Here is a 23,271-nt window from a genome sequence, read left to right as displayed (position 1 = left end):
GATGATATTTACGCTGGCGGCTCGTTCAGAGCCAGCCCTTGATCTGCGCGGCAACCTGCTGCACCGAAATCCCGTACATTTCGTGTAGGGTCGGCAGAGCTCCGGCTTCGAGAAACTGATCCGGCAAGCCGATCATGCGGAAGCGTGGTGCGACACCGCGCGAAAGCAGACCACCTGCAACGGCTTCACCAAGGCCTCCCACAACCGTATGATTTTCCGCGGTAATGACGAGACGCCCTCCCTTTGCGGCTTCGGCGGCGATAGTTTCGATGTCCAGCGGCTTGATGGTTGGGCAATGAAGCACGGCGACGTCAATCTTGTCTTCCGCCAGCTTCACCGCGGCATCAAGTGCCCGCATTGTCATGAGGCCCGTGGAGATCACGAGGACGTCCTTTCCCTCCCGGATCATCTGAGCCTTGCCAAGCTGGAAGCGGTAATCAGGCTTGTGTTTCCTTAGGACGGAAGCAACTTTCCCGCGCAGCAGCCGCGCATAGACCGGGCCTTGATGAGCAATGATTTCCGGCACCATGCCGGCAATGTCGTCAGCGTCACATGGGTCGATCAACGTCATATTCGGCAGGCCACGAAAGATCGCCAGATCCTCGGTCGCCTGATGGCTCGGACCATAACCGGTCGTGAGCCCCGGCAGCGCACAGACAATCTTGACCGGCAGGTTCTCCTCAGCGATTGCCATGGCGATGAAGTCATAGGCGCGGCGAGACGCAAAGACCGCGTAGGTCGTGGCAAAGGGAATAAACCCTTCACGAGCCAGACCGGCCGCCGCAGACATCAGCACCTGTTCTGCCATGCCCATCTGGTAGAAGCGATCCGGCAGGGCCTGCGCGAAGATGTGCAGGTCGGTATATTTCCCGAGATCGGCTGTCAGCCCGAGGATGCGCTCATCCTTCTTTGCTGCCTCAATAAGGGCGTGACCGAAAGGCGCTGCAACTGTATTGTAGCCTTCTGCTGCAAGGGAGGCGATCATTGCAGAGGTCGCCTGACGCTCCCCCTGCGGGACTTTACGTGCTTCGTATTTGCGAGCCATGGATGCAAGTGTCATGCTGGTTTTCCTTCTTCCAGAACCGCGAGAGCCTGGTCCCACTCATCCGCTTCGACGCGAACGAAGTGAGTGATTTCGCGGCTTTCCAGGAAGGGGACACCTTTGCACATGGTGGTGTCGAAAATGATGACGCGGGGCTTGGCGTCTTTGACGGACCGCGCCTTGTCAAAGGCCTCCACAACGGCGCCAAGATCATTACCGTTGACGCGCTGAGCGTGCCAACCGAAGGCCTCCCATTTATCCGTGAGCGGCTCGGAACACAGCATTTCAGTGGATTTGCCGTCTGCCTGCTGATCGTTGAAATCCACAAGGCAAATCAGGTTGTCGAGCTTGTGGTGGGCGCCAGACATGGCCGCTTCCCAGGTCGAGCCTTCGCCCAGTTCTCCATCAGACATTAGATTGTAGACCATGGCCTTGTTGGACTTGCGCTTCAGGCCCATGGCCATGCCGACCGCAATGCCAAGCCCGTGGCCCAATGAGCCCCCTGTAATTTCCATGCCGGGTGTATAGGATGCCATCCCCGACATTGGCATCCGGCTGTCATCCATGCCGTAGGTTTCGAGTTCCTCTTCGGGAAGAATTCCGGCTTCCATGAGGACAGCATAAAGCGCGATGGCGTAGTGGCCAATCGACAGCAGGAACCGGTCGCGGCCCTCCCATTCAGGATCCTCGGGACGAAATTCCATGGCGTGGAAATAGGACGCAGCGAGAACGTCGGCGACGCCGAGCGCTTGACCGATGTAACCCTGACCTTGAACCTGACCCATTAACAGGGCTTTGCGACGAATATTCCATGCACGCAGTTCCAGCGAAACGTTGGAACGCGCAACCACTCGCTCTGGCAAACTCATACCTTCCTCCCGGCACTTTCTACATTCAGAAATAGCACCGGCGGATACGGATTGATTTTAAGAAAAGTGACAAACCTTTGAAGACAGGCTTAACAACCGCCTGATTCAGGAATTACAGCCCCCAGGGTTTGACGTCTATGAGATCCGTTGGCGATCCGAGGCGGAAGCGGCATCCGAGACCTTCCAGATGCGCCCTCGCCGCAGCATCGTGGGCCTGACAGGCGGCAGTCATCCAACTGGAAAAACGCTGTACGATGCGGCGGCTTAGATGTCGCGAGGGACAGACGAACCAGTAGGCGGGAAACTCGAGCACCTCGAAGGATGTGGTGAACGGGACCAGTTCGCCGCGCTGAAGTTCACCGAGACACAAGGTCACGCTGTCCAGTGCAATACCGCCGCCTTGCTTTGCCATCTCGATCGACATAGATGAGCGGTCAAAGCGCAAGGCGTAGTTCACCTTCGGTATATGAACCTTGTTAAACGCAAGCCAGAGGTCCCATCGATACAGCGTCTTGACGCTATCGATAAGCCTGGCTTTTGCAAGCTGGCGCGCGGGATCGGGATCGATTTCGCGGAGCCTTTCAAGGTAGCCCGGGCTGCATAGAGGTAGGATCAGGTCGTGCATTAGAGGCGTGACCGCCACTCCGCTCCAGGTTCCCATGCCATATCGCAGGTCAACGTCGACGTTTTCAGTGTCAAACGCTGTGAAATCGGGTGTGGCGTCGATGCGGATGTTCCAGTCTTCGTTTTCCGCGGCGAACGTCCCCACACGGGGGCCGAGCCAGCGCACCCCAAAACTTGGACTAACGCGAATGACGAAGTTGCGCGTGTGACGCTGGAGCGAGATTGCCGATCGTGCATTACGGATGGCGCTGAACGCCTGTGTCGTGGTCTGGAACATGCGGTCACCATCGAGCGTTAGCACCAGGCGACGTTTCTCTCGCCGGAAAAGCTTAACACCCAATTGCGCTTCAAGCAGGGACAATTGCTGGCTGACAGCGGAGGGAGAAATCCCCAGTTCTTCAGCTGCCTTGGTTACGCTGCTGAGCCGGGCCACAGCCTCGAAATATTCCGTGCCCTTGAGGTTGAGATCGCGCATCGACTGACCTTTACGCCGGCCAAAGTAATACTGTGAGGCTTAAGCAAAAAAAACAGCACCTGCAAGGGTGCTGTACGATAACACGCGTGGGCTATGCCCGGCTTTTGTCAGATACGATAGAATTTTTCCGCATTATCGTGAAAAAGCTTCATCCGATCCGATTGGGGATAATCGCGCGTGATCTGTCTGAATGCGTCAAATATTGCATCATAAGATGAAAAAAGCTTGTCCACGGGGAAGTTGGACGCAAACATGCAGCGGTCCACGCCGAAGATTTCGATAGCCGCCTCAACGTAGGGGCGGATAGATTGCGTCGTCCAAGTGAAGTCCCCCATGCCGAGACCTGAAATCTTGCATGCAACGTTTTCAGCCTGTGCCAGCTTGCGCATCGCCGTCCGCCAACCTTCGAAATGGTCGGGCCCGTCCACCTGCATTCCAGTGTGATTCAAAATGATCTGAATGTCGGGAAAATCCTTAGCGAGTTCGAAAAATTCCTCCATCTGCCAGTAATAGAGTTGGAGATCATAGGAAAAATTGCGTTTGACAAGTTCCTTGAAGCCGCTGCGCCATTCCGGCGTCCGGCTGATCTCCGGGCGATCCAGATAGGTCTTAGATTTATCCGTGTGGTAGTTCATTGATTGGCGGATGCCGCGGAAGTTTCTGTATTCTGCGTGCGCGTCCAACAGGTCGGCCACGTCGGGTTTGCGAAAATCTGCATATCCGACAATGCCGTGGGGAAACCCGTGACGGTCGGCAATACCCTGCAGCCACCGGGTTTCGCCGACGGGGTCGGCCGGATCATACCCCACATCGAGGTGAACCGATTTTACCAGGTTCTGGTTTTTTGCATCTTCCAGAAAATCCTCGATAAGATAGTCGGAGATGATGGCCGAGTAATCACCAAAAGCGGAAGGCTTTGCTCCGTCATTCAACCAGGGATAATAGTTATTGGTGATATCCCACAGATGGTGATGAGGATCGATAAGCGGAATGTCGTTCATGGAGCTGATCCGGTTGTCACTGAACAAGAAATCATTTCGGAGGCTGCCTGACGCAGCCCCCGGCCATCAAGCGAGTTACTGAGGGAAAACGCGAGCAATGACCTTTTTGGCCTGATCCGAGTTGATGTCGGACGCCTTGACCAGCGGCATGACGAGCGCCATGTTCTGTGTTGTCTTCTCGCCCTTCAAGGCTTTGTAGACCTGTTCAGTCGCATCAATACCTTGCCCTACAGCTTCTTGGAAGAAGATGCCCTGGATTGCGCCATCCTTGAGAAGTTGAATCGTCGTGGGGCTTCCATCTGCCACGGTGATAGCAACTTTTCCCGTCATTCCTCGCGTTGCAAGCGCCTTAGCGGCACCGGTGCCCGCTTGGTCATACATCCCATAGATCGCCTTCACGTTTGGATGCGCAGTCAAAAGGTCGTTCGCTTGTGTAACGGCTTCATTGATGGTGAGGCCCTTCGTTTCCAACATTTGTACAAGTTCACAACCGTTTGCCTGGAAGGCTTCAGTGGCACCTTTCAGATATTTTTGCGCATTCTCACGGTCCTGAGGAAGTGAGAGAACGCCAACGTCTTTTCCTCCCCGCTCCTTGGCGAGCTCGCAGGTGAATTTTCCCTGGGCGAGCCCGGTTTCATAATTGTTGGCCGTGACCGCTGAAGTGAACTTCGTCTGTCCGGCCTGCGGCCCGATACCAGCAAATGCAACGGGAATGTTTTGCTGCGCCAAGAAATTCAATAGAGGTGGGGTAGATGTCGAACTGACGGGACCTATTACGATTGCGTTCACCCCGCGTGTCGCGGCTACGCGAGCATTGTCCATTTGTTTTGCTGGCGAGTTTTCCGAAGTGTACTCGACATAGTCCATGCCGAGCTCTTTAGCCTTTTGCTGCACGCCATGTCCCACCCACTGCCAGTAATCGATATCTAGCGACGGTGCGATATAAGCGACCGAGAACTTCTTCTCCTGTGCCTGCGCCCCAGGTGCGATAACGACAGTTGCAACCACCGCCAATGCTTTCATCAGATTTTTCATAATGCTCCTCCTCCTTGAGCTCATGATCTGTGACTGAACCTGTCGATCAGGACCGCGACCAGGATTGCAATACCTGTGACGGAGCCCTGCCAGAAACTGTTGATGCCGATGAGATTGACGCCGTTCTGGATGATCGTGATCATCAACGCACCAAGGACGGCGCCAATAGCGGAACCGGTGCCACCGGCAAGACTTGCTCCGCCGATGACGGCTGCCGCGATAGCCTGAAGCATGAGTGACGCACCGGCAGTTGCCTCGGCGTTCAGGATGTAGCTTACGGTCAGCAAACCAGCGAATGAGGCCATGGTGCCGGAAATGACGTAGGCGGCAAAGCGGGTGCGCTTGACCGGAATACCCAAAAGGTAGGCGGCCGTCTGGGAGCTTCCGACTGAATAGAACCAGCGGCCGGCTGTCACCTTTCGCAACACGAACTCCAACACGATCGTGAAAACCAGACAGAAAAGGATGAAATTGGGCACACTAGGAATGATCTGCCCACTGTTCAGCAGCCAGTAATTTGGCGAATCCACGCCCAGAGAACGACCGTTGGTAACGATGAAGGAAAGCGAAGCCGCGACAGCATAAGTGATGAGTGTCACGACAAAGGGCGCCAGGCCAACGAGTGTGATCAGCGCCCCGTTAATCGATCCAAAAGTTATGCCGACACCAAGCCCAATCAGGCTAGCGCTGACATCACCAAATCCGTTGGCCATTGCTAGCGCCGTAACCATTCCCGTCAGGGAAAAGATGGACCCGACCGAAAGGTCTATACCGCCGGTAATGATAACGATCAGCACGCCGAGCGACATAATCACAAGCGGCGCCGATGCCTGAAGGATGTTGGCAAAATTGCCAGACGAGAGTGCCGCCGGCACGAAGAGACCCACACCAACCAGCAATGCGGCGCAAGCAAGGGCAATGGCCAATTCCGACCGATAGTTGGACAGGATGGTTGGTGCCTTCAGTTTCGGTTGACCGAGGTGGTTGGGGGTCATTCTCTCTACCTTCATGTTCATGCGGCCATCCCCGTCAAGTCGGCGAGCGCGTCTTCATTAAAGTGACTGGCTGGCAGGAGCCCCTTGGCACGACCCTCTGTGTCGAAGGCAAGAATTTCGTCGCAGAGTTCCAGGAGCTCGACATTTTCCGTCGACCACCAGATGACGATGGTGCCTTGATCAGCCATGCGTCGAATCAGTTCGTAGATTTCGCGTTTTGTCCCGATGTCAACGCCGCGGGTCGGTTCCTCGAATACGATCATCTTCAGCGGCATTCCCAGCCAGCGGGCCACCAGAAGTTTCTGCTGGTTTCCACCTGAAAGTGTCGAAGGTAGATCCCAGATCGAACCCGCTTTCAACTTCAATGCCTCAACCAGATCTAGGCACTCCCGTTCCTCCGTCGAGCGGACTAGACTGCGTCGCTCTCTCACCCGGCGCGAGGCCAGAACATTGTCAATAATTGGCAGTTGGCCAAGCACGCCCTTGTGTCGGCGATCGCCGGATACAAACCCAATGCCCAGATCAACGGCCTGTCTGGGAGTAGCAGGCTTCTTCGGCCAACCCCCGGCCGACAACAGCCAAGCCTGGTCTTTTGCCGTGCCATTGAGAAGCGAGATTACATGCGAGGGGCCCGAGGGTGCCCCGGCCAGTCCAAGTATCTGTCCTTTGCGAATGCAAATCTCGGCTCCAGGTCCACAGAGCGTCACGCTTTCGTGCTCAAGCGAAAAATCTCGCTTGATACGCGTTTCGACGCTTGGGGAGGATTGTCCCATCTGTTGGATGATATCGTTATCCGAGAGCGTGTTCATCGGTGCCGCGTCCACGACAGTCAATCCATCGCGGAGAATTGTGCAGACATCACAAAGCTGGCGAATTTCCTTCATGCGATGAGACACGAAAACGATGCCGATCTTCGTCTCCGCAACTAACCGCCTCAACACGGAAAACAAGCGTTCCGTCTCCCCTGCAGTCAGATTTGCAGTTGGCTCGTCCAGCAGGAGCACCTCCGCGCCAGTGGACAAAGCGCGGGCAATTTCGACGATTTGTCCCTCATGCATCGAGAGGTCCGCGGCCTTTCGGTAAAGACCGGTCAGAGCGAGATCAGGGTCGATCAGTGAGAGCGCAACGCGGGCAATCTCTGCTTGTCGTTCTGCCCCGACTAAGGATCGGGCTGATGTAGAATGCACGATGGCGATATTCTCGCAAACCGAAAGATCCGGTAAAAGCGCCAGTTCCTGGTGGACGACCGCTATTACCGGTTTTTCAGCTCGAAGCGAGGACAGCTCGATCTCGCCGTCGTCCTTTTTAACGCTGCCGGTGATAATGCGGATCATGGTGCTCTTACCCGCACCATTGCCGCCCAACAGCGCATGGATCTGCCCTGGGACTACAGTGAAATTAACGTCACGCAGGACTTTTGTTGCGCCAAAGCTTTTTTGAAGGTTTCGGACGCGGATGAGCGGTTCGTCAACGCTGGACATGGGGCGCGCACGCTGCTGATGTTGTCCGCAACGTGAAGCGCGGTCGCACGCGATCAAAGAAATTTTCAATCATATTGGCTCCTCCTGGCAAAACATTAGAGGAGCCGGCCGGGTCCGGAAATTTACTAAAGTTAAAGACATATGAAGGTGGGCTAAACATTTGCAGCATTTCGAATTAGCTTGGCTTGCTTCATGTATGGTGCGAGGCACAAGTTGTCTGTCAAAGTTGCGTATTATCGCCTTGGGGCTGCTATCTATGAATATGCACAAACCTGCGATTACTAGGGTCGCATTTATTGCCGACGCGGGCCTGACAATGCTAGCCCCGATAGCTTCCTTCAGTATTTCCTGCAGAATAATGTATCTACGATCAGATATCTCGCGACGCCGCTTTCGTGAGTGGACAGCTCTCATGGTACCGCTTTCCGACATTCCGCGTTACGGCATTCCCATCGGAAAGCATCCGTTGCGCAGCGGCAAGCAACCTTTTACCTGCGCGGGAAGCACCAGACGCCTTATCGTCGCGTCATGAGCCGCTCGCCAAATGCCTGTGAAGCTGCACGACAGCGCAGTGGCCATCGCGCGTCGGCGCGCGCCATCAAGAAACTTCCCGGTATCGAGATGTGCAGGCGATGTGCGTCCAAGCGAACCATGGGAGTTTCAACAGGGAAGACCATGACCGGGCACTATCGAGGTTTTAGTTAGGCCAACGCAGTGCTGAAAAAGTTAAGTTAAAGTTCAGCTCTTGGACCGAATCTTCGCATCGGCCTGTACTTCGGCGTAAACGCTGCCATGGCCCCGAAGCATTTGAATCGCTTCCGCGAGCTCGGTCTTTAGTGCCCGGCCTCAATTCAGTGTTTTGAGCGCTTGTCGGTGGATAGCCTCGTTGGCACTCGCGAGGCAGAGATTGCCCGACGCGAGAGTGAGCGGTCGACCCTGCCAATCTGTGATGCAGCCTCCCGCTCCCTTCACTATTGGCACTAGTGCACAGTAGTCGTAAGGATCTAGACCACCGTCGATGCTGATGTCGATGCTACCGTCCGCGACGCGGCCGTAGGCCATGCAACTTCCGCCATAGACGCACCACCTTGTCGACTGGCGGAGGCGATCGACGCTACCCTTTTCGTCGGGCTGAAATGGCTCTGGATTTCCGTTTGCCATGAACGCTTCAGCAAGAACGGCCGTCGAGGCAGTCCGGACGGCTTTACCGTTCAGCGTCGTATTTCGACCGACCTGTCCCAACCAGCGATCACCGGTCACTGGGTTGTCGATGATACCAAGAACCGGCGTACCGCCGTGTGTCAGTGAAATCAGCGTGCCGTAAACAGCCAGGCCACCGATAAACGCCTTGGTGCCATCGATTGGATCGATAACCCAAACAAATTCCTTGTCCAATCCTTCAGCGCCAAACTCTTCCCCCAGCACTCCATGACCGGGGAACCGATCCGCGATACGTCCGCGGAGCATCTGTTCCACTGCACGATCCGTCTCTGTCACGGGGCTGGAATCAGATTTGGCGGCGGGGCGACGCTGGCCGGCGGCGGCTGTGCGAACGATCTGCCGCGCTACGTCGGTAATTTCACTGGCGAAACTGGTGAAATGGTCGAGGGATTTGTCAAGCATGGGCGGGTGCCCTCCTCATTTTGTTTTGTGTCTCCGCCGTCGGGCGCATATGCCGGGAAAGGCGGGCTTCAAGAGCCCTTACGAAACGCGACAGCATCCAGGCGACGCAGAGATAGATGAGAGCCGCAGAGATGAAGACCTCGTAGGGTGCGTATGTGCGGGCGACAATTGTGTTCGCCGTGCCGGTCAGTTCCATGATCGTGATGGTGCTTGCTAGCGAGGTCGCTTTCATCATGCTGATCATTTCGTTGCCATAGGCAGGCATTCCAATCCGGAATGCTTGGGGTAGAATGATGAGGCGGTAGATCAGAGACGGGCGCATGCCCAGAGCGACGGCCGCCTCGCTTTGCCCGGAGGGGATAGCAAGAATGGCACCGCGAAGAATGTTCGCTGTGTAGGCCGCAGTGTGAAGAGCGAGCGTCAGCAGTGCGCAGAACCAAGCTTCACGGAGGACCGGCCAGAAAATGCTGCTGCGAATAATCTGGAACTGGGATAGCCCATAGTAGACGAGGAAAACCTGCACCAAGAGCGGCGTTCCTCGAAAAAATGTGATGTAACCCACAACAGGGAGCCGCAATATTGGACGACCATTAGCTGCGATAATCCCGAGCGGTAGAGCTAACAGCCCTCCGAATGCAAGGGTTAGGAGGAGCAATTGCACCGTGATCAACGCACCGTAAAGAAGCGCGGGGATACTCTCGAACATCAAGGACCAGCTCATGCTGCGGATCTCCGTTCGCCGCGGAGCAGCTTGCCTTCGAACCAGGCGATGAGGCGCGTATTTGCGATTGTCAGAGCGAGATAGATCATGGCGGCGGTCATGTAGAACGTGAACGGCTGGCGGGTAACGGACGTTGCCATCTGCGAGAGGCCCATCAGCTCATGGAGGCCGACGATGGAAATGAGCGACGTGTCCTTAATCAGCGAAATCCAGTTGTTGCCGAGGCCTGGTAGGGCAAATCTCATGAGAAGCGGCAAGCGGATCTTGAAAAACATGACGAACCAGCCCAGCCCGAGTGAGTAACCCGCCTCGATCACGCCGGTCGGAACGGATTGCCAGGCACCACGGTCTATGCCCGGGCTTTGATCCTCCGGGATTGCGCGACCCAATGCTCCACAAGCAGTCTTTTATAGCGCGGCCTTCGGGCTGCAACAGAGGCATATGACATGAACACCACCAATTGCGGAAAGCCGTCGATCGTCGTCAGGCAGACTGACCAGGCTCGTCTGACCTCTCTTGCACTGGCAGCACCGGGACGCGACCTTGATGTTGCCGAAGAATTGCTTATCGAACTTGAACGAGCTGACGTCGTAGAGGACGACCAATTCCCGCCGGATGCCGTAGCGGTCGGATCGACAGTGTCCTACAGGACGGAAGGCGGCGCCAGAAGATCGGTCACTCTTTGTTATCCCGGTCTCGCCGACATCGAACGCTCAATGGTCAGCGTGCTGACGCCGATTGGCGCTGCGCTTCTGGGTCTTTCTCCGGGGCAGCAGATCGAGTGGAGCGGCCGCGACGGGCAGTCACACATGTTGACGGTCCTTGATGTGACGGCCGGCGTCCCTTCCACACCCGCCTGAAGGGCTCAATTTCAGAGGATACGAGAACCTCGCCATAAATCGGCGAGGTTTCCTGGCGTGCCGTGTGAAAGCAAACAGAGAAAAAGTAACGACATCAAGATGCCACCTGCGCGGGCTGGCCCGATTGCCTGCCCACCCTGGTGTCAGGCGAAATGTTGACGGTCCAGGTTGTTCGCCATCGATTGGACTTTCTTTCGGGACCACCGCGGATCGTGTAGACGACGACCGCATGCTCAGGCACCTGGAGTCATTCAAATCGTACAACGGATTTCAGCGGAATTTTAGCCACCAGGACGCCGTCGCTCCTTACGACTTCGAACTCTGCGCCGTCCACAACCTCATTCTTCAGGAATTTCTCTGCCAGCATTTCCCTCGCGGCTTGTACGGCCTCAATACAGGCACCCTCGTCGCTGGACAGTACCGCACCCTCCGTATCCAAAGAGAGACCGTCAGCGTCCCGGACGTGGAAAAAATACCGTGGCATCGTATAATCCTGATTTCCTCCAATAACCAACTGCCTCTCATCGTATTGGTTCCGTTGGCCGAATCCGCGATGGGAGTATTGCGCAGAACTGACCGCCCCCGAGAACGAAACATCGGCGGGTCTCTGGATTGCCCTGTGCAGACTGGTTACCCTACTCCGATCAGCTTCCGGCTGGCCGCCCCCCTCCGCCCCTTCGGAACAAAACCTGGAATAATTGATTTTGCTTGTTGAGATAGTGGGCGGGTGCTCCTGTTCTCGGTGGGGCAGTGGAGCACCTCTCTCTGTCCTGCCCGCGCCTCATTCCATCAAGGACGGCAGGCTGATTGTTTACGGGGATGCTCATGGCCAACGACAAGCTCTCGACCTACAGGCAGAAACGCGATTTTCAGAAGACGCAGGAGCCAAGCGGAAAAACGAAGCTGAAAGCTTCAAACCGCAGGCGCTTTGTCATCCAGAAACACGACGCCACGCGGCTCCATTATGACCTGCGCCTCGAACTCGATGGCGTCTTCAAGTCTTGGGCTGTGACCAAGGGACCGTCTCTCGATCCCCAGGACAAGCGCCTGGCCGTGGAGGTGGAAGACCACCCGCTGGACTATGGTGACTTCGAAGGCACGATCCCCAAAGGCCAATATGGCGGCGGCACCGTCATGCTCTGGGATCGCGGCTACTGGGAGCCGGAAGGCAACCGGACACCCGAGCAGGCGCTCGCCAAGGGCGACTTCAAATTTACACTGGAGGGAGAGCGGCTGCATGGCAGCTTCGTGCTGGTGCGGATGCGCAATGACCGTGACGGTGGCAAACGGACGAACTGGCTGCTGATCAAGCATCGCGACGACTTCTCGGTTGAAGAAAACGGCGCCGCCATCCTTGACGAAAACGACACGTCGGTTGCCTCGGGCAGAACCATGGACGCCATCGCCGCCGGTAAAGGAAAGAAACCAAAACCGTTTATGGTGCAGAGCGGCGATGTGCAGGCCGACGCCGTCTGGGACAGCAATCACGGACTGGCGGCAGACAAACGTGCGGCGGATACGAAGAAAAGGCGCCCTGCATCGCCGAAAGCGGCGAAGTCCGCGATGCCCGACTTCATTCCTCCGCAGCTTTGCGAAACGCTAGAACGTCCACCCTCGGCCGATGGCTGGATCCACGAGATTAAATTCGACGGATACCGTATTCAGGCGCGCATTGAAAATGGCGAAGTCAAGCTGAAGACGCGCAAGGGGCTGGACTGGACCGCCAAGTATCCGGCGATTGCGACATCGGCCGCAAGCTTGCCTGATGCCATCATCGACGGTGAGATCTGTGCGCTCGATGAAAACGGTGCCCCGGACTTCGCCGCACTTCAGGCGGCGCTGTCAGAAGGTAAAACGGATGCGCTCGTCTATTTTGCTTTCGACCTGCTGTTCGAGGGGAGTGAGGATCTAAGGCAACTGCCGCTTACGGAACGCAAGAAAAGGCTCGAAGCGCTTCTGAGCGAGGCGGGGGGAGATCCGCGCCTGCGGTTCGTCGAACACTTTGAGACCGGCGGCGATGCAGTATTGAAATCGGCCTGCAAGCTCTCGCTGGAGGGCATTGTCTCGAAGCAGGCGGATGCCCCCTATCAGTCGGGGCGTACCGATACCTGGGCGAAATCCAAATGCCGCGCCGGACATGAGGTCGTCATTGGCGCCTACGCCAAAACTAACGGCAAGTTTCGTTCACTTCTTGTCGGCGTCTTCAGGGGCGGCCACTTCGTCTATGTCGGTCGGGTCGGGACCGGCTATGGTGCCAAAACAGTGGATACGATCTTGCCGAAGCTCCGGGCACTGGAAACCTCAAAGTCGCCTTTTACCGGAATAGGCGCTCCGAAAGCGGAACCCAACATCGTCTGGGTCAAGCCCGAACTGGTGGCCGAGATCCAGTTCGCTGGCTGGACCGCGGACGGACTGGTCCGTCAGGCAGCCTTTAAGGGTTTGCGCGAAGACAAGCCGGCGAAGGAGGTTGAGGCCGAAACGCCGGCATCGCCCGGGAAAACCGAAACGCCAACGCCGGCCCGGCCAAAGTCTTCCCGACCGGCACGCGGCAAGAACACCAAGGCAGAAGTGATGGGCGTGATGATCTCCAGCCCTGACAAGCCGCTCTGGCCCGATGCAAATGACGGTGAGCCGGTCACTAAGGAAGATCTCGCGCACTATCATGAGGCCGTTGGTCCATGGCTGATCGACCATATCAAGGGACGGCCATGCTCTATCATCCGGACGCCTGACGGCATCGGTGGTGAGCAGTTCTTCCAGAGACACGCGATGCCGGGAACGTCGAACCTGCTCGAGCTGGTCAAGGTGTTCGGCGACAAAAAACCCTATCTGCAGATTGATCGCGTTGAGGGCCTTGCCGCCATCGCCCAGATCGGCGGCGTCGAACTGCATCCCTGGAATTGCGAGCCCAACGAACCGGAGGTGCCCGGTCGTCTTGTCTTCGACCTTGATCCGGGTCCGGACGTACCCTTCCCCACCGTGGTCGAAGCCGCCCGGGAAATGCGCGACCGGCTGGAGGAACTTGGCCTCGTCAGCTTCTGCAAGACCACCGGCGGCAAGGGCCTTCACGTCGTCACCCCGCTTGCGGTACCGAAGGGAAAGAAGCTGAGCTGGCCGGAGGCGAAAGGCTTCGCACACGATGTCTGCATGCAGATGGCCCGTGACAACCCCGACCTTTACCTGATCAAGATGGCGAAGAACCAGCGCAACGGCCGGATCTTCCTCGACTACCTGCGAAATGACCGAATGGCGACTGCTGTTGCGCCGCTGTCACCGCGCGCCCGGCCAGGCGCACCAGTATCGATGCCACTGACCTGGAAACAGGTAAAAGCGGATCTCGATCCGAAACGCTTCACCATTCGCACCGTACCGGCGCTTTTGTCGAAGACAACCGCCTGGGAGGATTACTGTGACGGGCAGCGTTCGCTGGAGCAGGCCATCAAGCGGCTGACGAAGTCGATGAGACAGGCCGCCTGAGAGCGGCCTGGATCAAGACCCGTAGCGCCGGTCAAGGTCGCTCAGCGCAGCCTGAACCTCATCGATTGAGACAGGCTCCGGCGTTCCAGGCATATGGCGGGACGCCGGCCTTGAGTCGATCGTGTAGAGGTCCGAAGCCCAGGCGGCCAATATGGTCCGTTTTTCGTCGACCTTAAGCGTGGTTGCGTCCACCACATCGATCGGCCGCGCAATTTCCATACCCTTGAGCAGGATTGTCGTGCCCATCAGGGCGATATCGCGCGCGGCAAGCTGCGGATTCTCATGCATGTCGGCTTCCTCAGCGAACGTGCGGATCCTTGTCGTGCGAGTGACGGGACGCGGAGATGACATCAACGTCCGGGGCCAGCAGATCGTGTTTGGCGGCAAAGGCTGCAAACAGACCCCGGGCGGTGTCCGCTTCGATCTCACCGCGCAATGCCGCGCTGCAGGCCTTCAGCGCCATTGAATGCGCCGTATCGCGCATCGATGCCGGCCATTCCGCCAGATGCCGGTAAGCGTCGATGACGCTGCGAACCTCGGTCGGAAATCCAAGGCCGATAAGGATGGTTACGGGCTCTTTGAACATATCGGGTTTCATCGCGCTCTCCTTTCTACCCCGATGTTGGCGGGCGCCGCTGCAACGGCGCCCGTTTTTCAAGATCGATCAGGCCGCCTTTTGGGCTTCGATCTGCGCCGGGGCAACCTTATGCTGAAGGGCCGGGCTGGTCTGGATATCGATCTTGCGCGGTTTCAAGGCCTCAGGAATCTCACGAACGAGATTGATCGACAGAAGACCGTTGCGGAGATCGGCGCCATTCACCCTGACATGGTCGGCAAGTTCGAAACGGTGTTCAAAAGGCCGGCCGGCTATACCGCGATGAAGGTATTCATCGGCGGAAGCGTCCTGCTTCTTGCCGGTAACGGTGAGAAGGTTGGATTGAAAGGTAATGTCTAGCTCGTCCTCGGCAAACCCTGCGACCGCGACCGAAATCCGGTAGCTGTCATCGCCGGTCTTGACGATGTCATAGGGCGGCCAGTCGCTGATCGAGCGGGCGCGCTGGGCATTTTCAAGAAGATTGAAGATCCGGTCGAAGCCGACGGTCGAGCGGAACAGGGGTGCGTAGTCATAAGATGTTGCCATAGCCATATCCTCCTTGAAGCAACATGGGTACAGAAGCGCCGAAAGGCGGCGCTTCCAGCAAGTCCAGCCCTGTCTCAGCAGCTGGCGGCAATCGATTTGGTTTTCGGGAATTTACGATTCAAGTCCGTCGTCAAAAAAAAATTGACGTCCACCCGCCGGCCAAGACCAACTCAGTCGAGTTCATGGACCGCGGCATTGTCCTGTACCTCGCGCAGGCCTTTATAGGACGCATGACGCAGGTTGCCATCGTCGGTCCAGCCACGGAACTCGATTTCGGCGATGAGCGTCGGCTGCGCGAAGACGTAATTCCTGCCCTTGAGCGGAACGGCCGGTGTCTTCGTCTTCAGCCTATCCAGGGTCTTCTTCAGATACGCCGCATCTTTCTCCTTGAACCCGGTTCCAACGGCGCCAACATAGACCCAGTCATGTCCACGTCTCGCCGCCAGCAGCAAACTGCCGATCCCGCCGCGCGCCACCGCCGACTGCTCGTAACCGACAATCATGAAGCTCTCGCTTTGAACACACTTGATCTTCAGCCAGTCTCCGGTCCGGCCCGAGCGATAAGGGCTGTCACGATGTTTTGCGATGATTCCTTCCATGCCGAGGGAGCACGCGCTCGCCAATAATTCAGCGCCGTCCGCGTCTATTTCTTCGGACAGCTGGATTGCGCCGGTCGCGTCTTCCAGCAGGTCCCCAAGCAAGTGCCGGCGGACCGACAGCTCGGTACGCGTGAGATCGTGACCATCGAAATACATAAGGTCGAAGGCGAAGAATACGGCTTCTGTCGACGCCCGTTTGCCGCCTCGCCCGCCGAGCGAGCGTTGCAGAGCGCCGAAATCGGAGCGGCCCTCGCCGTTCATCACCACTGCTTCGCCGTCAAGGATGGCTGTTGCAATTCCAAGGTCCCTGGCCGCTGCGGCGATAGCGGGAAACCGGTGCGTCCAGTCGTGGCCGCCCCGGGTAATGATCCGTACACCCTTCGGCTCGATATGGACCGCGAGCCGATAGCCGTCCCACTTCATTTCATAGACCCACTCGGGGCCGGACGGCGGGGCCGTCTTCAGGAGCGCCAGACATGGCTCGACGCGATCTGGCATCGGGTCGAACGGCAGATTGGGCTGAGCCGGATCGCGCCTGCGGCGCGGCTGCGATTTTGCCGTCAGGCTGTCATTCTGCAGGAGCGGCTTGGCGGGACTTTTCATTTGCCCGCCCGGTTCTCGGCCGCAACCGACTTCTTCAGCGCGTCCATGATATTGATGACATTGCTGGCTGCCGACTTTGCCGGTGTGGATGTCCTGGGTTTTGCAGACTTCTTGAGCGCTTTCTTCTTGGCGGCAATGATGTCAAGCAACCGATCCTGAACCGGATCGATGACCATCTTGGGATCCCAGTGCTGCGTTTGCTTTTTGATCAGTTGCTGCACGAGACGCATCATCTCGCTATCGGCCGTTTCATCTTCTTCGATCCCGCCAAAGTAAGTATTCTCGTCACGGACTTCATCCCCATACCGCAGCGTCCAGAGAACGATACCCTTGCCGCGTGGCTCAAGCATGACGGCGCGCTCGCGGCGGGTAATCACTAGACGTGAAATCCCCACCATGTTCTGCGCTTCCATCGCATCCCTGATGACCGAGAATGCTTCCTGGCCGACGGCATCGTTGGGTGAAAGATAATAGGGCGTGTCGAGCCATATCCACTCAATGCTGTCACGGGGCGTAAACGTCGAGATGTCGATGGTCTTCGTGCTGTCGAGCGCAACGTTTTCCAGTTCTTCGTCTTCCAGGATGATGTATTCGTTCTCGCCACGCTCATAGCCCTTGACCTCATCCTCCTCCCTCACCTCTTTTCCGGTAACACTATCGACGTAGTGGCTGACGACCCGGTTTTCGGTATCGCGGTTGAGGGTGTGGAAGCGGACCTTCTCACTTTCGGACGTTGCCGGCATCATCTGCACGGGACAGGTGACGAGCGAGAGTTTCAGATAACCTTTCCAATAGGGACGGACAGCCATGATTTCCTCCGTCAGCCGGCGCGGCGCGTCTGTGACGAGACCGCATTTGATTTGGCAGCAGCACCTGGTTTTGAAGCCTTCTGACGGCCGGCACTCTTATTGGCGTTAGAAGCGGCGCGTTTCTGGCTGGATTTGGCGCCCATGCCAGCACTCTCACGCAGCGCCTGCAAAAGGTCGTTTTGCCTGGGGACCGCTGCGGCCTTCTTCTTCGGCAGGGCCCTGCCCTCGATCTTGGCCTTCACCAGCTCGGCAACGGCGGCCTCATAACGGTCGTCGAACGTGCTGGCGTCGAAGGTCCCCTTCTTTGTGCCGATAATGTGCGCGGCAAGCTCAAGCATCTCGCCTTCAATCTTCAGGTCCGGCAACTCCTCGAAGGCCTCCGCCGACGAGCGGACTTCATAGTCAAAGTTGAGCGTCGTGGCGATCAGGCCCTTCCCGTGTGGCCTGATCAGCACCGTACGCAGGCGTCGGAAGAGCACGGTGCGGGCGATCGCAGCAACTTTGGCTCGTTTCATACCATCGCGCAACAGAACGAAAGCTTCCGTCCCCATCCTGTCGGGCGCCAGATAATACGGCTTGTCGAAATAGACGCTGTCGATCTCGCTGCAGGGGATGAAGGCGTCGATCTTCAGCGTCTTGTCGCTGTGAGGCACGGCGGCAGCCACCTCATCCGGCTCGAGAACGATATACTGGCCGTTCTCGATCTCATAACCCTTGACCTGGGCGTCCCGTTCCACAGGATCGCCGGTCTCGCTGTCGATGAATTCGCGTTTCACCCGGTTGCCGGTTCGGCGATTGAGGGTGTTGAAAGCGATCCGTTCAGATGATGATGCCGCAGTATAGAGAGCCACAGGACACGCGACCTCTCCGAATTTGATAAAGCCCTTCCAGTTCGCTCGCGGGGCAACCATGACGCAAAACTCCTGCCACAACCAATGCGATTCAAGCGAATCAGCATGCATTTGTTCCGAGTCAAAACGAATCATTTTTCAAGGACTTAAGGCCACGATCACCACTCGTTATGCGAGTCTGCGCTAGACGCTTGATTCGGATGCATCTTTTTGCGGCGACGAACGTTTCCCGTCACGAATCCTAAAAGAGGAGGTCTGTCATGAGCAAGCGTGAACTGATTGATACCGGGACCGACAAGCGTTATGTGCGCCGCGATAAGGACGGCAAGTTCAAGGAAAGCGTCGACGTCTCGCGATCGCTCTCCGCCGACGCGCGCCACGATGCGAAGCATGATGCGAAACCGGGCCAGGGCGACCGGGGTGATCGCAAGCACTGACGAACCCGGTGAAGCTCGCCACGTACAACGTCAACGGCATCAACGGCCGGATCGAAGTCCTGCTCCGCTGGCTCGATCAGGCAAAACCCGATGTCGTCTGCCTGCAGGAGTTGAAGGCGCCGGACGAGAAGTTTCCGCGCCGCCAAATTGAGCGCGCAGGCTACGGCGCCATCTGCCACGGTCAGAAATCATGGAATGGCGTCGCAATCCTTGTCCGGGGTCAGGAACCTCTCGAGACGCGCCGGGGGCTTCCCGGAGACCCTGACGACACCCACAGCCGGTATATCGAGGCAGCCATTGACGGCATGATCATCGGCTGCCTTTACCTGCCGAACGGTAACCCGGCACCCGGCCCGAAATTTGACTACAAGCTGCGCTGGTTTGAGCGGCTGCATTCCTACGCGGCTCAACTGCTCGAGCTGGACGTGCCATGCGCCCTTGTCGGAGACTTCAACGTCATGCCGACCGATCTCGATGTCTATAAGCCTGAGCGCTGGCGAGACGACGCCCTGTTTCGCCCCGAGGTTCGCGCAGCCTATGCCGACCTTATCGCCATGGGCTGGACGGACGCCATCAGGCTGCTGCATCCGGATGATCAAATCTATACCTTCTGGAAGTATTTCCGAAATGCGTTTGCTCGTAACGCGGGTCTGCGCATCGATCATTTTCTGCTGAGTTCGTCACTAGTCGAACGACTGCAGGCTTGTGGCGTCGATATGTTTGCGCGTGCGTGGGAGCACACCAGTGATCACGCCCCCGCCTGGATTGAGCTGGACGACCGATAGAGAGAGGATCAGGATGCTTCGCAGCCTCCCTGCTGGCGGCGATTGGCGGACCAACCTTTCGCATGAGCGCTGTCATCGCGGCCGGGCTGGAAAGATCTTGTCCATAATCGAGCGAATGTCGACGTCTTTGGACTATCGTGACGCGCCCGAAAATCCGGCGTCCATCTTGCTTACAGACAGTCAATCAAGTCGCCGATTCAGCGGTCGCAACCGCTCTCAGATCTTAGCGGCGATCAAGGTTGCAAAACGACATGCGACTGTCTCCCTGAGGAGATCGGCCGATGACGGCGGCAGAACATTGGGCAGCCGCCTAACCTTCATCTTCGCCGCGCGAGAAGTTGATTCGACGCGACCAGCATCAACGCGCTTTTGTCTCAACATACGGCACGTTCTTGCTTTGGTACGCTCTTATACCCAGTTCTCGGTATGCCTGAACAAGTTCGACCGTGGCAGCTCTTGAGCGAGAACCCGCCATTGATATCTTGCCCGCATTAGAGCGGCAGCACGTGTATTGAGGAGTACGCGGCCGCTATCTGGGGAGGATCTCATGAGATTTCTGTTGGCCGTTTCGCGCGCCATTGATGCAGCCAATTCCGCGATCGGCAAAGGTATTTCGTGGCTGCTTCTGGTGGCTATTTTCATCAGCGCCATCAATGCGGTCATGCGCAAGGCGTTCTCCATGAGCTCAAATGCATGGCTTGAATCGCAGTGGTACCTGTTTTCTGCCGTATTCCTGATCGCCGCCGCCTACACGCTCCTCAACAATGAGCATGTGAAGGTCGACCTCGTTTACGGGAATCTTCCGCGCAAAGGGCAGTTATGGGTCGATATTCTCGGCACCATCTTCTTTCTCATGCCCTTCTGCATCATCACGGTCTATCTTTCCTGGCCAGTGTTCCTGCAGAAATTCGCTTCGGGTGAAGTTTCGAACAACACGGGCGGCCTCATCCAGTGGCCGGTCTGGGCGCTGATCCCGATCGGTTTCAGCCTCCTTGCCATGCAGGGTGTTTCGGAGCTCATCAAGCGCGTCGCCATCCTGCGCGGCGTTATTCCTGATCCGGTTGCAGAGGCAGACGCCGAAGCGGCGATGCTCTGATCGAAGGAAAAACAATAATGGCATTCATTGCGGAAAATCTCGCGCCGATCATGTTCGCCGCGCTCATCATCGTGCTGCTGCTCGGCTACCCGGTAGCCTTCGCTCTGGCCTTCGTCGGCTTCTTTTTTGGTTTCATCGGGATCGAACTCGGGCTGCTCCCGGCAACCCTGTTCCAGGCCATTCCCGATCGCATATTCGGCCAGATGTCAAACGAAACATTGCTTGCCATACCTTTCTTCACCTTCATGGGGCTGATCCTCGAAAAGAGCGGTATGGCGGAAGATCTGCTGGACACAATCGGCCAGCTGTTCGGACCCGTCCGCGGTGGCATTGCCTTCGCGGTGATTTTCGTAGGAGCGATTTTGGCGGCCACCACAGGCGTTGTTGCAGCCTCCGTCATCTCGATGGGCCTTATCTCGCTGCCGATCATGCTGCGTTATGGTTATGACCGCAAAATCGCCGCCGGCACGATCGCAGCGTCTGGCACGCTGGCGCAGATCATACCGCCAAGCCTCGTCCTGATCGTACTCGCCGACCAGCTCGGTCGCTCGGTTGGTGACATGTACAAGGGCGCACTCGTTCCGGGCCTGATGCTCGTAGGGGCTTATACGCTCTACATCATCATCACCTCGATCATCAGCCCGGCGAAGGTCCCGGCCCTGCCATTGGAAGCGCGGACCCTGCGTGGCGGCAAGCTGCTGCTGAAGGTCATCACCTCCCTGGTGCCACCTCTCGTGCTGATATTCCTTGTGCTGGGCACGATCTTCCTCGGCATCGCAACGCCTACGGAAGGCGGCGCGATGGGAGCGGTGGGCGCGCTTGCGCTTGCGCTCGCCAACCGCAAACTCAATTTCGGACTCATACAGCAGTCGCTATACGCCACCGCCAAGCTGTCGTCCTTCGTGCTGCTTATCCTGCTCGGCGCGCGCGTCTTTTCGCTGACCTTTTACGGCGTGAACGGGCATGTCTGGGTCGAGCATCTTATGACGTCGGTCCCGGGCGGAGAAATCGGCTTCCTCATTGTCGCGAACCTGCTGGTCTTTTTCCTGGCCTTCTTCCTCGACTATTTCGAGTTGGCCTTCATTATCATCCCGCTCCTGGCACCTGTCGCAGATGCTCTGGGCATCGACCTGATCTGGTTCGGCGTCATGCTGGCGGTCAATATGCAGACATCATTCATGCATCCGCCTTTCGGTTTCTCGCTGTTCTTCCTGCGGTCCGTGGCGCCGACACGTGCTTACAGGGATCGCATTACCGGGCAGACGATCCAGCCGGTGACGTCAACCCAGATTTACCTCGGAGCAATCCCCTATCTATTCATTCAGCTTGCCATGGTCGTCATCATCATCGCCTTCCCTGGCATCGTGATGCACTACAAATCGGGCGCCAAGCAGGTCGATCCGTCTGCCGTCCATATCAACGTTCCCATGCCGAGCGCCGGGACGGACGCCGATCCTTTCGCAAATCCCTTCCTGGCACCCGGCAACAGCGCGCCGAGCTTTGGAAAGCCCTCGACACCTTGAAATCGGTCGGGCGCGGAGGTGCCCGTCACAGCCTGCCGGCGGGCCAACGTCGGAGACATCCAAAGAAGGAGGAGGTAATTCATGAAGGTCAATCCAGGTCGCCGGCAACTATTGTCGGGCGGCGTGCTGGCGGGGGCGGCTGCGGCCGTTTCCACACTGGCAACGCCAGCCATAGCCCAATCTTTGCCCAACATTCGTTGGCGTCTGACGTCAGGCTTCCCGAACAATCTGGACACGATCTACGGCGGTGCCGTTGTCATGTCCAACGCCCTGAAGGCGATAACGGGAGGCAAATTCGAAATCCAGGTTTTCCAGGCAGGCGAGATCGTCCCCGGCGCTCAGGCGATCGACGCCGTAAAAGCCAATACCGTCGAAATCTCCCATACCTGCGGATACTATTTCACCGGCAAGGATCCGACGTTCGCCATTGGCTCGACCATTCCGTTCGGCCTGAACGCCCGCCAGCAAAATGCCTGGCTTTATCACGGCGGCGGAAACGAAGCTTACAACGAGTTTCTGTCCGACTATGGCGTCATCGGCATTCCCGGTGGTGCGACGGGTGCCCAGATGGGCGGCTGGTATCGCAAGGAAATCAAGGGTCTCGAGGATATCAAGGGCCTCAAGATGCGCATTGCCGGCGTTGCTGGACAGGTGCTGGCCAAGCTCGGTGCCGTGCCCCAGCAGCTTCCGGGCGGCGACATTTATCCCGCGCTGGAGCGTGGAACCATTGACGCTGCTGAGTGGGTTGGCCCCTACGACGACGAAAAGCTCGGCTTCTACCAGATCGCGCCCTATTATTATTACCCCGCGTTCTGGGAGGGTGGACTGACGATCCACTTCTTCGTCAACAAGGATCAATATGCGGCCCTGCCCGATGAATACAAGGCAGCGCTGGACACCGCTTGCAAGGCCGCCAATATCAACATGCAGGCGCTCTACGACGTCAAGAACAAGGACGCGATCCGCTCGCTGGTGTCCAAGGGCACGCAGCTTCGACCGCTGCCCCGGGATGTACTCGACGCCGCCTACAAGGCGACCTTCGAACTCTACGACGAATACACCCAGAAGCACCCGGCATGGGCCAGGATCTATCCTGGCTGGAAGAAGTTTCGAGATGAGAGCTTTGAGTGGTTCCGCGTTGCCGAATATACCTATGATAGCTACGGCTATGCGATGCAGACGGCAGGCAAATAAGCCCGCATAAACGCGTATCGGGCCCCGGGA

General features: G+C 57.4%; 24 protein-coding genes. 7 read left to right on the top strand and 17 right to left on the bottom strand.

Going from position 1 to position 23,271, the window contains the following annotated elements:
- Positions 1–25: 25 nt before the first annotated feature.
- The 10 genes from K7A42_RS12110 to K7A42_RS12065 form a co-directional block, all read right to left on the bottom strand.
- Positions 26–1,060 carry a transketolase C-terminal domain-containing protein gene (locus K7A42_RS12110; RefSeq protein WP_220360230.1) on the bottom strand — a complete coding sequence of 345 codons (1,035 nt, stop codon included), beginning with the start codon at positions 1,058–1,060 and terminating at the stop codon, positions 26–28.
- Complete coding sequence (locus tag K7A42_RS12105) at positions 1,057–1,911, bottom strand: transketolase (protein ID WP_220360231.1); 855 nt, start codon at positions 1,909–1,911, stop codon at positions 1,057–1,059. Before K7A42_RS12105 ends, K7A42_RS12110 begins: the two co-directional genes overlap by 4 nt.
- A gap of 112 nt (positions 1,912–2,023) precedes the next feature.
- Complete coding sequence (locus tag K7A42_RS12100) at positions 2,024–3,010, bottom strand: LysR family transcriptional regulator (protein WP_220360232.1); 987 nt, start codon at positions 3,008–3,010, stop codon at positions 2,024–2,026.
- A gap of 107 nt (positions 3,011–3,117) precedes the next feature.
- Positions 3,118–4,011, bottom strand: coding sequence for an amidohydrolase family protein (locus K7A42_RS12095; RefSeq protein ID WP_135856972.1), 894 nt, complete (start codon positions 4,009–4,011; stop codon positions 3,118–3,120).
- Between the two features lie 75 nt (positions 4,012–4,086).
- Positions 4,087–5,046 carry a substrate-binding domain-containing protein gene (locus K7A42_RS12090; RefSeq protein ID WP_282455252.1) on the bottom strand — a complete coding sequence of 320 codons (960 nt, stop codon included), beginning with the start codon at positions 5,044–5,046 and terminating at the stop codon, positions 4,087–4,089.
- A 20-nt stretch (positions 5,047–5,066) separates the two neighbouring features.
- Complete coding sequence (locus tag K7A42_RS12085) at positions 5,067–6,056, bottom strand: ABC transporter permease (RefSeq protein ID WP_220360352.1); 990 nt, start codon at positions 6,054–6,056, stop codon at positions 5,067–5,069.
- Positions 6,057–6,058: 2 nt separating this feature from the next.
- Positions 6,059–7,591 carry a sugar ABC transporter ATP-binding protein gene (locus K7A42_RS12080; RefSeq protein WP_322784268.1) on the bottom strand — a complete coding sequence of 511 codons (1,533 nt, stop codon included), beginning with the start codon at positions 7,589–7,591 and terminating at the stop codon, positions 6,059–6,061.
- A gap of 777 nt (positions 7,592–8,368) precedes the next feature.
- A complete protein-coding gene (gene hisN, locus K7A42_RS12075) occupies positions 8,369–9,145 on the bottom strand; it encodes a histidinol-phosphatase (RefSeq protein WP_282455251.1) in 777 nt (258 codons plus the stop codon).
- Positions 9,138–9,866 (bottom strand): ABC transporter permease, encoded by a 729-nt coding sequence (locus tag K7A42_RS12070; protein WP_282455250.1) that lies wholly within the window; start codon positions 9,864–9,866, stop codon positions 9,138–9,140. Before K7A42_RS12070 ends, hisN begins: the two co-directional genes overlap by 8 nt.
- The gene (locus K7A42_RS12065; RefSeq protein WP_282455249.1) at positions 9,863–10,255 is read right to left on the bottom strand and encodes an ABC transporter permease subunit; all 393 of its coding nucleotides are present in this window, start codon (positions 10,253–10,255) and stop codon (positions 9,863–9,865) included. The genes K7A42_RS12070 and K7A42_RS12065 overlap by 4 nt, the downstream gene beginning before the upstream one ends.
- A gap of 57 nt (positions 10,256–10,312) precedes the next feature.
- On the opposite strand from K7A42_RS12065, the gene rnk reads away from it, so the two are divergent.
- Positions 10,313–10,726 (top strand): nucleoside diphosphate kinase regulator, encoded by a 414-nt coding sequence (gene rnk, locus K7A42_RS12060; RefSeq protein ID WP_282455248.1) that lies wholly within the window; start codon positions 10,313–10,315, stop codon positions 10,724–10,726.
- Between the two features lie 247 nt (positions 10,727–10,973).
- Here the strand turns inward: rnk and K7A42_RS12055 are convergent, their stop codons facing one another.
- Entirely contained in the window at positions 10,974–11,210 is a 237-nt protein-coding gene (locus K7A42_RS12055) for a DUF6894 family protein (protein WP_282455247.1), read from the bottom strand.
- A 341-nt stretch (positions 11,211–11,551) separates the two neighbouring features.
- Between K7A42_RS12055 and ligD (K7A42_RS12050) the strand changes: the two genes are divergently transcribed.
- Complete coding sequence (gene ligD / locus K7A42_RS12050) at positions 11,552–14,203, top strand: DNA ligase D (RefSeq protein ID WP_282455246.1); 2,652 nt, start codon at positions 11,552–11,554, stop codon at positions 14,201–14,203.
- A 12-nt stretch (positions 14,204–14,215) separates the two neighbouring features.
- On the opposite strand, the gene K7A42_RS12045 is transcribed toward ligD (K7A42_RS12050), so the two are convergent.
- The 6 genes from K7A42_RS12045 to K7A42_RS12020 form a co-directional block, all read right to left on the bottom strand.
- Entirely contained in the window at positions 14,216–14,491 is a 276-nt protein-coding gene (locus tag K7A42_RS12045; RefSeq protein ID WP_174151472.1) for a hypothetical protein, read from the bottom strand.
- A 10-nt stretch (positions 14,492–14,501) separates the two neighbouring features.
- Positions 14,502–14,801, bottom strand: coding sequence for a DUF982 domain-containing protein (locus K7A42_RS12040; RefSeq protein ID WP_003585429.1), 300 nt, complete (start codon positions 14,799–14,801; stop codon positions 14,502–14,504).
- 66 nt (positions 14,802–14,867) lie between these two features.
- Positions 14,868–15,344, bottom strand: coding sequence for an Hsp20 family protein (locus K7A42_RS12035; protein ID WP_003585428.1), 477 nt, complete (start codon positions 15,342–15,344; stop codon positions 14,868–14,870).
- A 170-nt stretch (positions 15,345–15,514) separates the two neighbouring features.
- Positions 15,515–16,546 carry a non-homologous end-joining DNA ligase gene (gene ligD / locus K7A42_RS12030; RefSeq protein WP_282455245.1) on the bottom strand — a complete coding sequence of 344 codons (1,032 nt, stop codon included), beginning with the start codon at positions 16,544–16,546 and terminating at the stop codon, positions 15,515–15,517.
- Complete coding sequence (locus K7A42_RS12025) at positions 16,543–17,355, bottom strand: Ku protein (RefSeq protein WP_220367183.1); 813 nt, start codon at positions 17,353–17,355, stop codon at positions 16,543–16,545. The genes ligD (K7A42_RS12030) and K7A42_RS12025 overlap by 4 nt, the downstream gene beginning before the upstream one ends.
- An 11-nt stretch (positions 17,356–17,366) precedes the next feature.
- Positions 17,367–18,266 (bottom strand): Ku protein, encoded by a 900-nt coding sequence (locus K7A42_RS12020; RefSeq protein WP_022557682.1) that lies wholly within the window; start codon positions 18,264–18,266, stop codon positions 17,367–17,369.
- Positions 18,267–18,466: 200 nt separating this feature from the next.
- On the opposite strand from K7A42_RS12020, the gene K7A42_RS12015 reads away from it, so the two are divergent.
- The 5 genes from K7A42_RS12015 (at position 18,467) to K7A42_RS11995 (ending at position 23,241) form a co-directional block, all read left to right on the top strand.
- Entirely contained in the window at positions 18,467–18,643 is a 177-nt protein-coding gene (locus K7A42_RS12015; RefSeq protein WP_080823558.1) for a hypothetical protein, read from the top strand.
- An 8-nt stretch (positions 18,644–18,651) separates the two neighbouring features.
- Positions 18,652–19,428 carry an exodeoxyribonuclease III gene (xth, locus tag K7A42_RS12010; protein WP_282455244.1) on the top strand — a complete coding sequence of 259 codons (777 nt, stop codon included), beginning with the start codon at positions 18,652–18,654 and terminating at the stop codon, positions 19,426–19,428.
- A 547-nt stretch (positions 19,429–19,975) separates the two neighbouring features.
- The gene (locus K7A42_RS12005; RefSeq protein WP_108082033.1) at positions 19,976–20,524 is read left to right on the top strand and encodes a TRAP transporter small permease subunit; all 549 of its coding nucleotides are present in this window, start codon (positions 19,976–19,978) and stop codon (positions 20,522–20,524) included.
- A gap of 14 nt (positions 20,525–20,538) precedes the next feature.
- Entirely contained in the window at positions 20,539–22,047 is a 1,509-nt protein-coding gene (locus K7A42_RS12000; protein WP_045534939.1) for a TRAP transporter large permease, read from the top strand.
- An 81-nt stretch (positions 22,048–22,128) separates the two neighbouring features.
- Entirely contained in the window at positions 22,129–23,241 is a 1,113-nt protein-coding gene (locus K7A42_RS11995; RefSeq protein WP_282455243.1) for a TRAP transporter substrate-binding protein, read from the top strand.
- Positions 23,242–23,271: the final 30 nt, after the last annotated feature.

This window comes from Agrobacterium sp. InxBP2 (assembly GCF_026191755.1).
GTDB lineage: Bacteria > Pseudomonadota > Alphaproteobacteria > Rhizobiales > Rhizobiaceae > Agrobacterium > Agrobacterium pusense.
The sequence above is the reverse complement of the archived record's forward strand: the minus strand, read 5'-3'. Positions and strand labels throughout refer to the sequence as shown.

Bases quoted from the DNA above. Each gene is read 5' to 3' on its own strand.
- K7A42_RS12110 (WP_220360230.1), bottom strand. From the start codon at position 1,060: ATGACACTTGCATCCATGGCTCGCAAATACGAAGCACGTAAAGTCCCG.
- K7A42_RS12105 (WP_220360231.1), bottom strand. From the start codon at position 1,911: ATGAGTTTGCCAGAGCGAGTGGTTGCGCGTTCCAACGTTTCGCTGGAA.
- K7A42_RS12100 (WP_220360232.1), bottom strand. From the start codon at position 3,010: ATGCGCGATCTCAACCTCAAGGGCACGGAATATTTCGAGGCTGTGGCC.
- K7A42_RS12095 (WP_135856972.1), bottom strand. From the start codon at position 4,011: ATGAACGACATTCCGCTTATCGATCCTCATCACCATCTGTGGGATATC.
- K7A42_RS12090 (WP_282455252.1), bottom strand. From the start codon at position 5,046: ATGAAAAATCTGATGAAAGCATTGGCGGTGGTTGCAACTGTCGTTATC.
- K7A42_RS12085 (WP_220360352.1), bottom strand. From the start codon at position 6,056: ATGAAGGTAGAGAGAATGACCCCCAACCACCTCGGTCAACCGAAACTG.
- hisN (WP_282455251.1), bottom strand. From the start codon at position 9,145: ATGCTTGACAAATCCCTCGACCATTTCACCAGTTTCGCCAGTGAAATT.
- K7A42_RS12070 (WP_282455250.1), bottom strand. From the start codon at position 9,866: ATGAGCTGGTCCTTGATGTTCGAGAGTATCCCCGCGCTTCTTTACGGT.
- rnk (WP_282455248.1), top strand. From the start codon at position 10,313: ATGAACACCACCAATTGCGGAAAGCCGTCGATCGTCGTCAGGCAGACT.
- K7A42_RS12055 (WP_282455247.1), bottom strand. From the start codon at position 11,210: ATGCCACGGTATTTTTTCCACGTCCGGGACGCTGACGGTCTCTCTTTG.
- ligD (WP_282455246.1), top strand. From the start codon at position 11,552: ATGGCCAACGACAAGCTCTCGACCTACAGGCAGAAACGCGATTTTCAG.
- K7A42_RS12045 (WP_174151472.1), bottom strand. From the start codon at position 14,491: ATGCATGAGAATCCGCAGCTTGCCGCGCGCGATATCGCCCTGATGGGC.
- K7A42_RS12040 (WP_003585429.1), bottom strand. From the start codon at position 14,801: ATGAAACCCGATATGTTCAAAGAGCCCGTAACCATCCTTATCGGCCTT.
- K7A42_RS12035 (WP_003585428.1), bottom strand. From the start codon at position 15,344: ATGGCAACATCTTATGACTACGCACCCCTGTTCCGCTCGACCGTCGGC.
- ligD (WP_282455245.1), bottom strand. From the start codon at position 16,546: ATGAAAAGTCCCGCCAAGCCGCTCCTGCAGAATGACAGCCTGACGGCA.
- K7A42_RS12025 (WP_220367183.1), bottom strand. From the start codon at position 17,355: ATGGCTGTCCGTCCCTATTGGAAAGGTTATCTGAAACTCTCGCTCGTC.
- K7A42_RS12020 (WP_022557682.1), bottom strand. From the start codon at position 18,266: ATGGTTGCCCCGCGAGCGAACTGGAAGGGCTTTATCAAATTCGGAGAG.
- K7A42_RS12015 (WP_080823558.1), top strand. From the start codon at position 18,467: ATGAGCAAGCGTGAACTGATTGATACCGGGACCGACAAGCGTTATGTG.
- K7A42_RS12005 (WP_108082033.1), top strand. From the start codon at position 19,976: ATGAGATTTCTGTTGGCCGTTTCGCGCGCCATTGATGCAGCCAATTCC.
- K7A42_RS11995 (WP_282455243.1), top strand. From the start codon at position 22,129: ATGAAGGTCAATCCAGGTCGCCGGCAACTATTGTCGGGCGGCGTGCTG.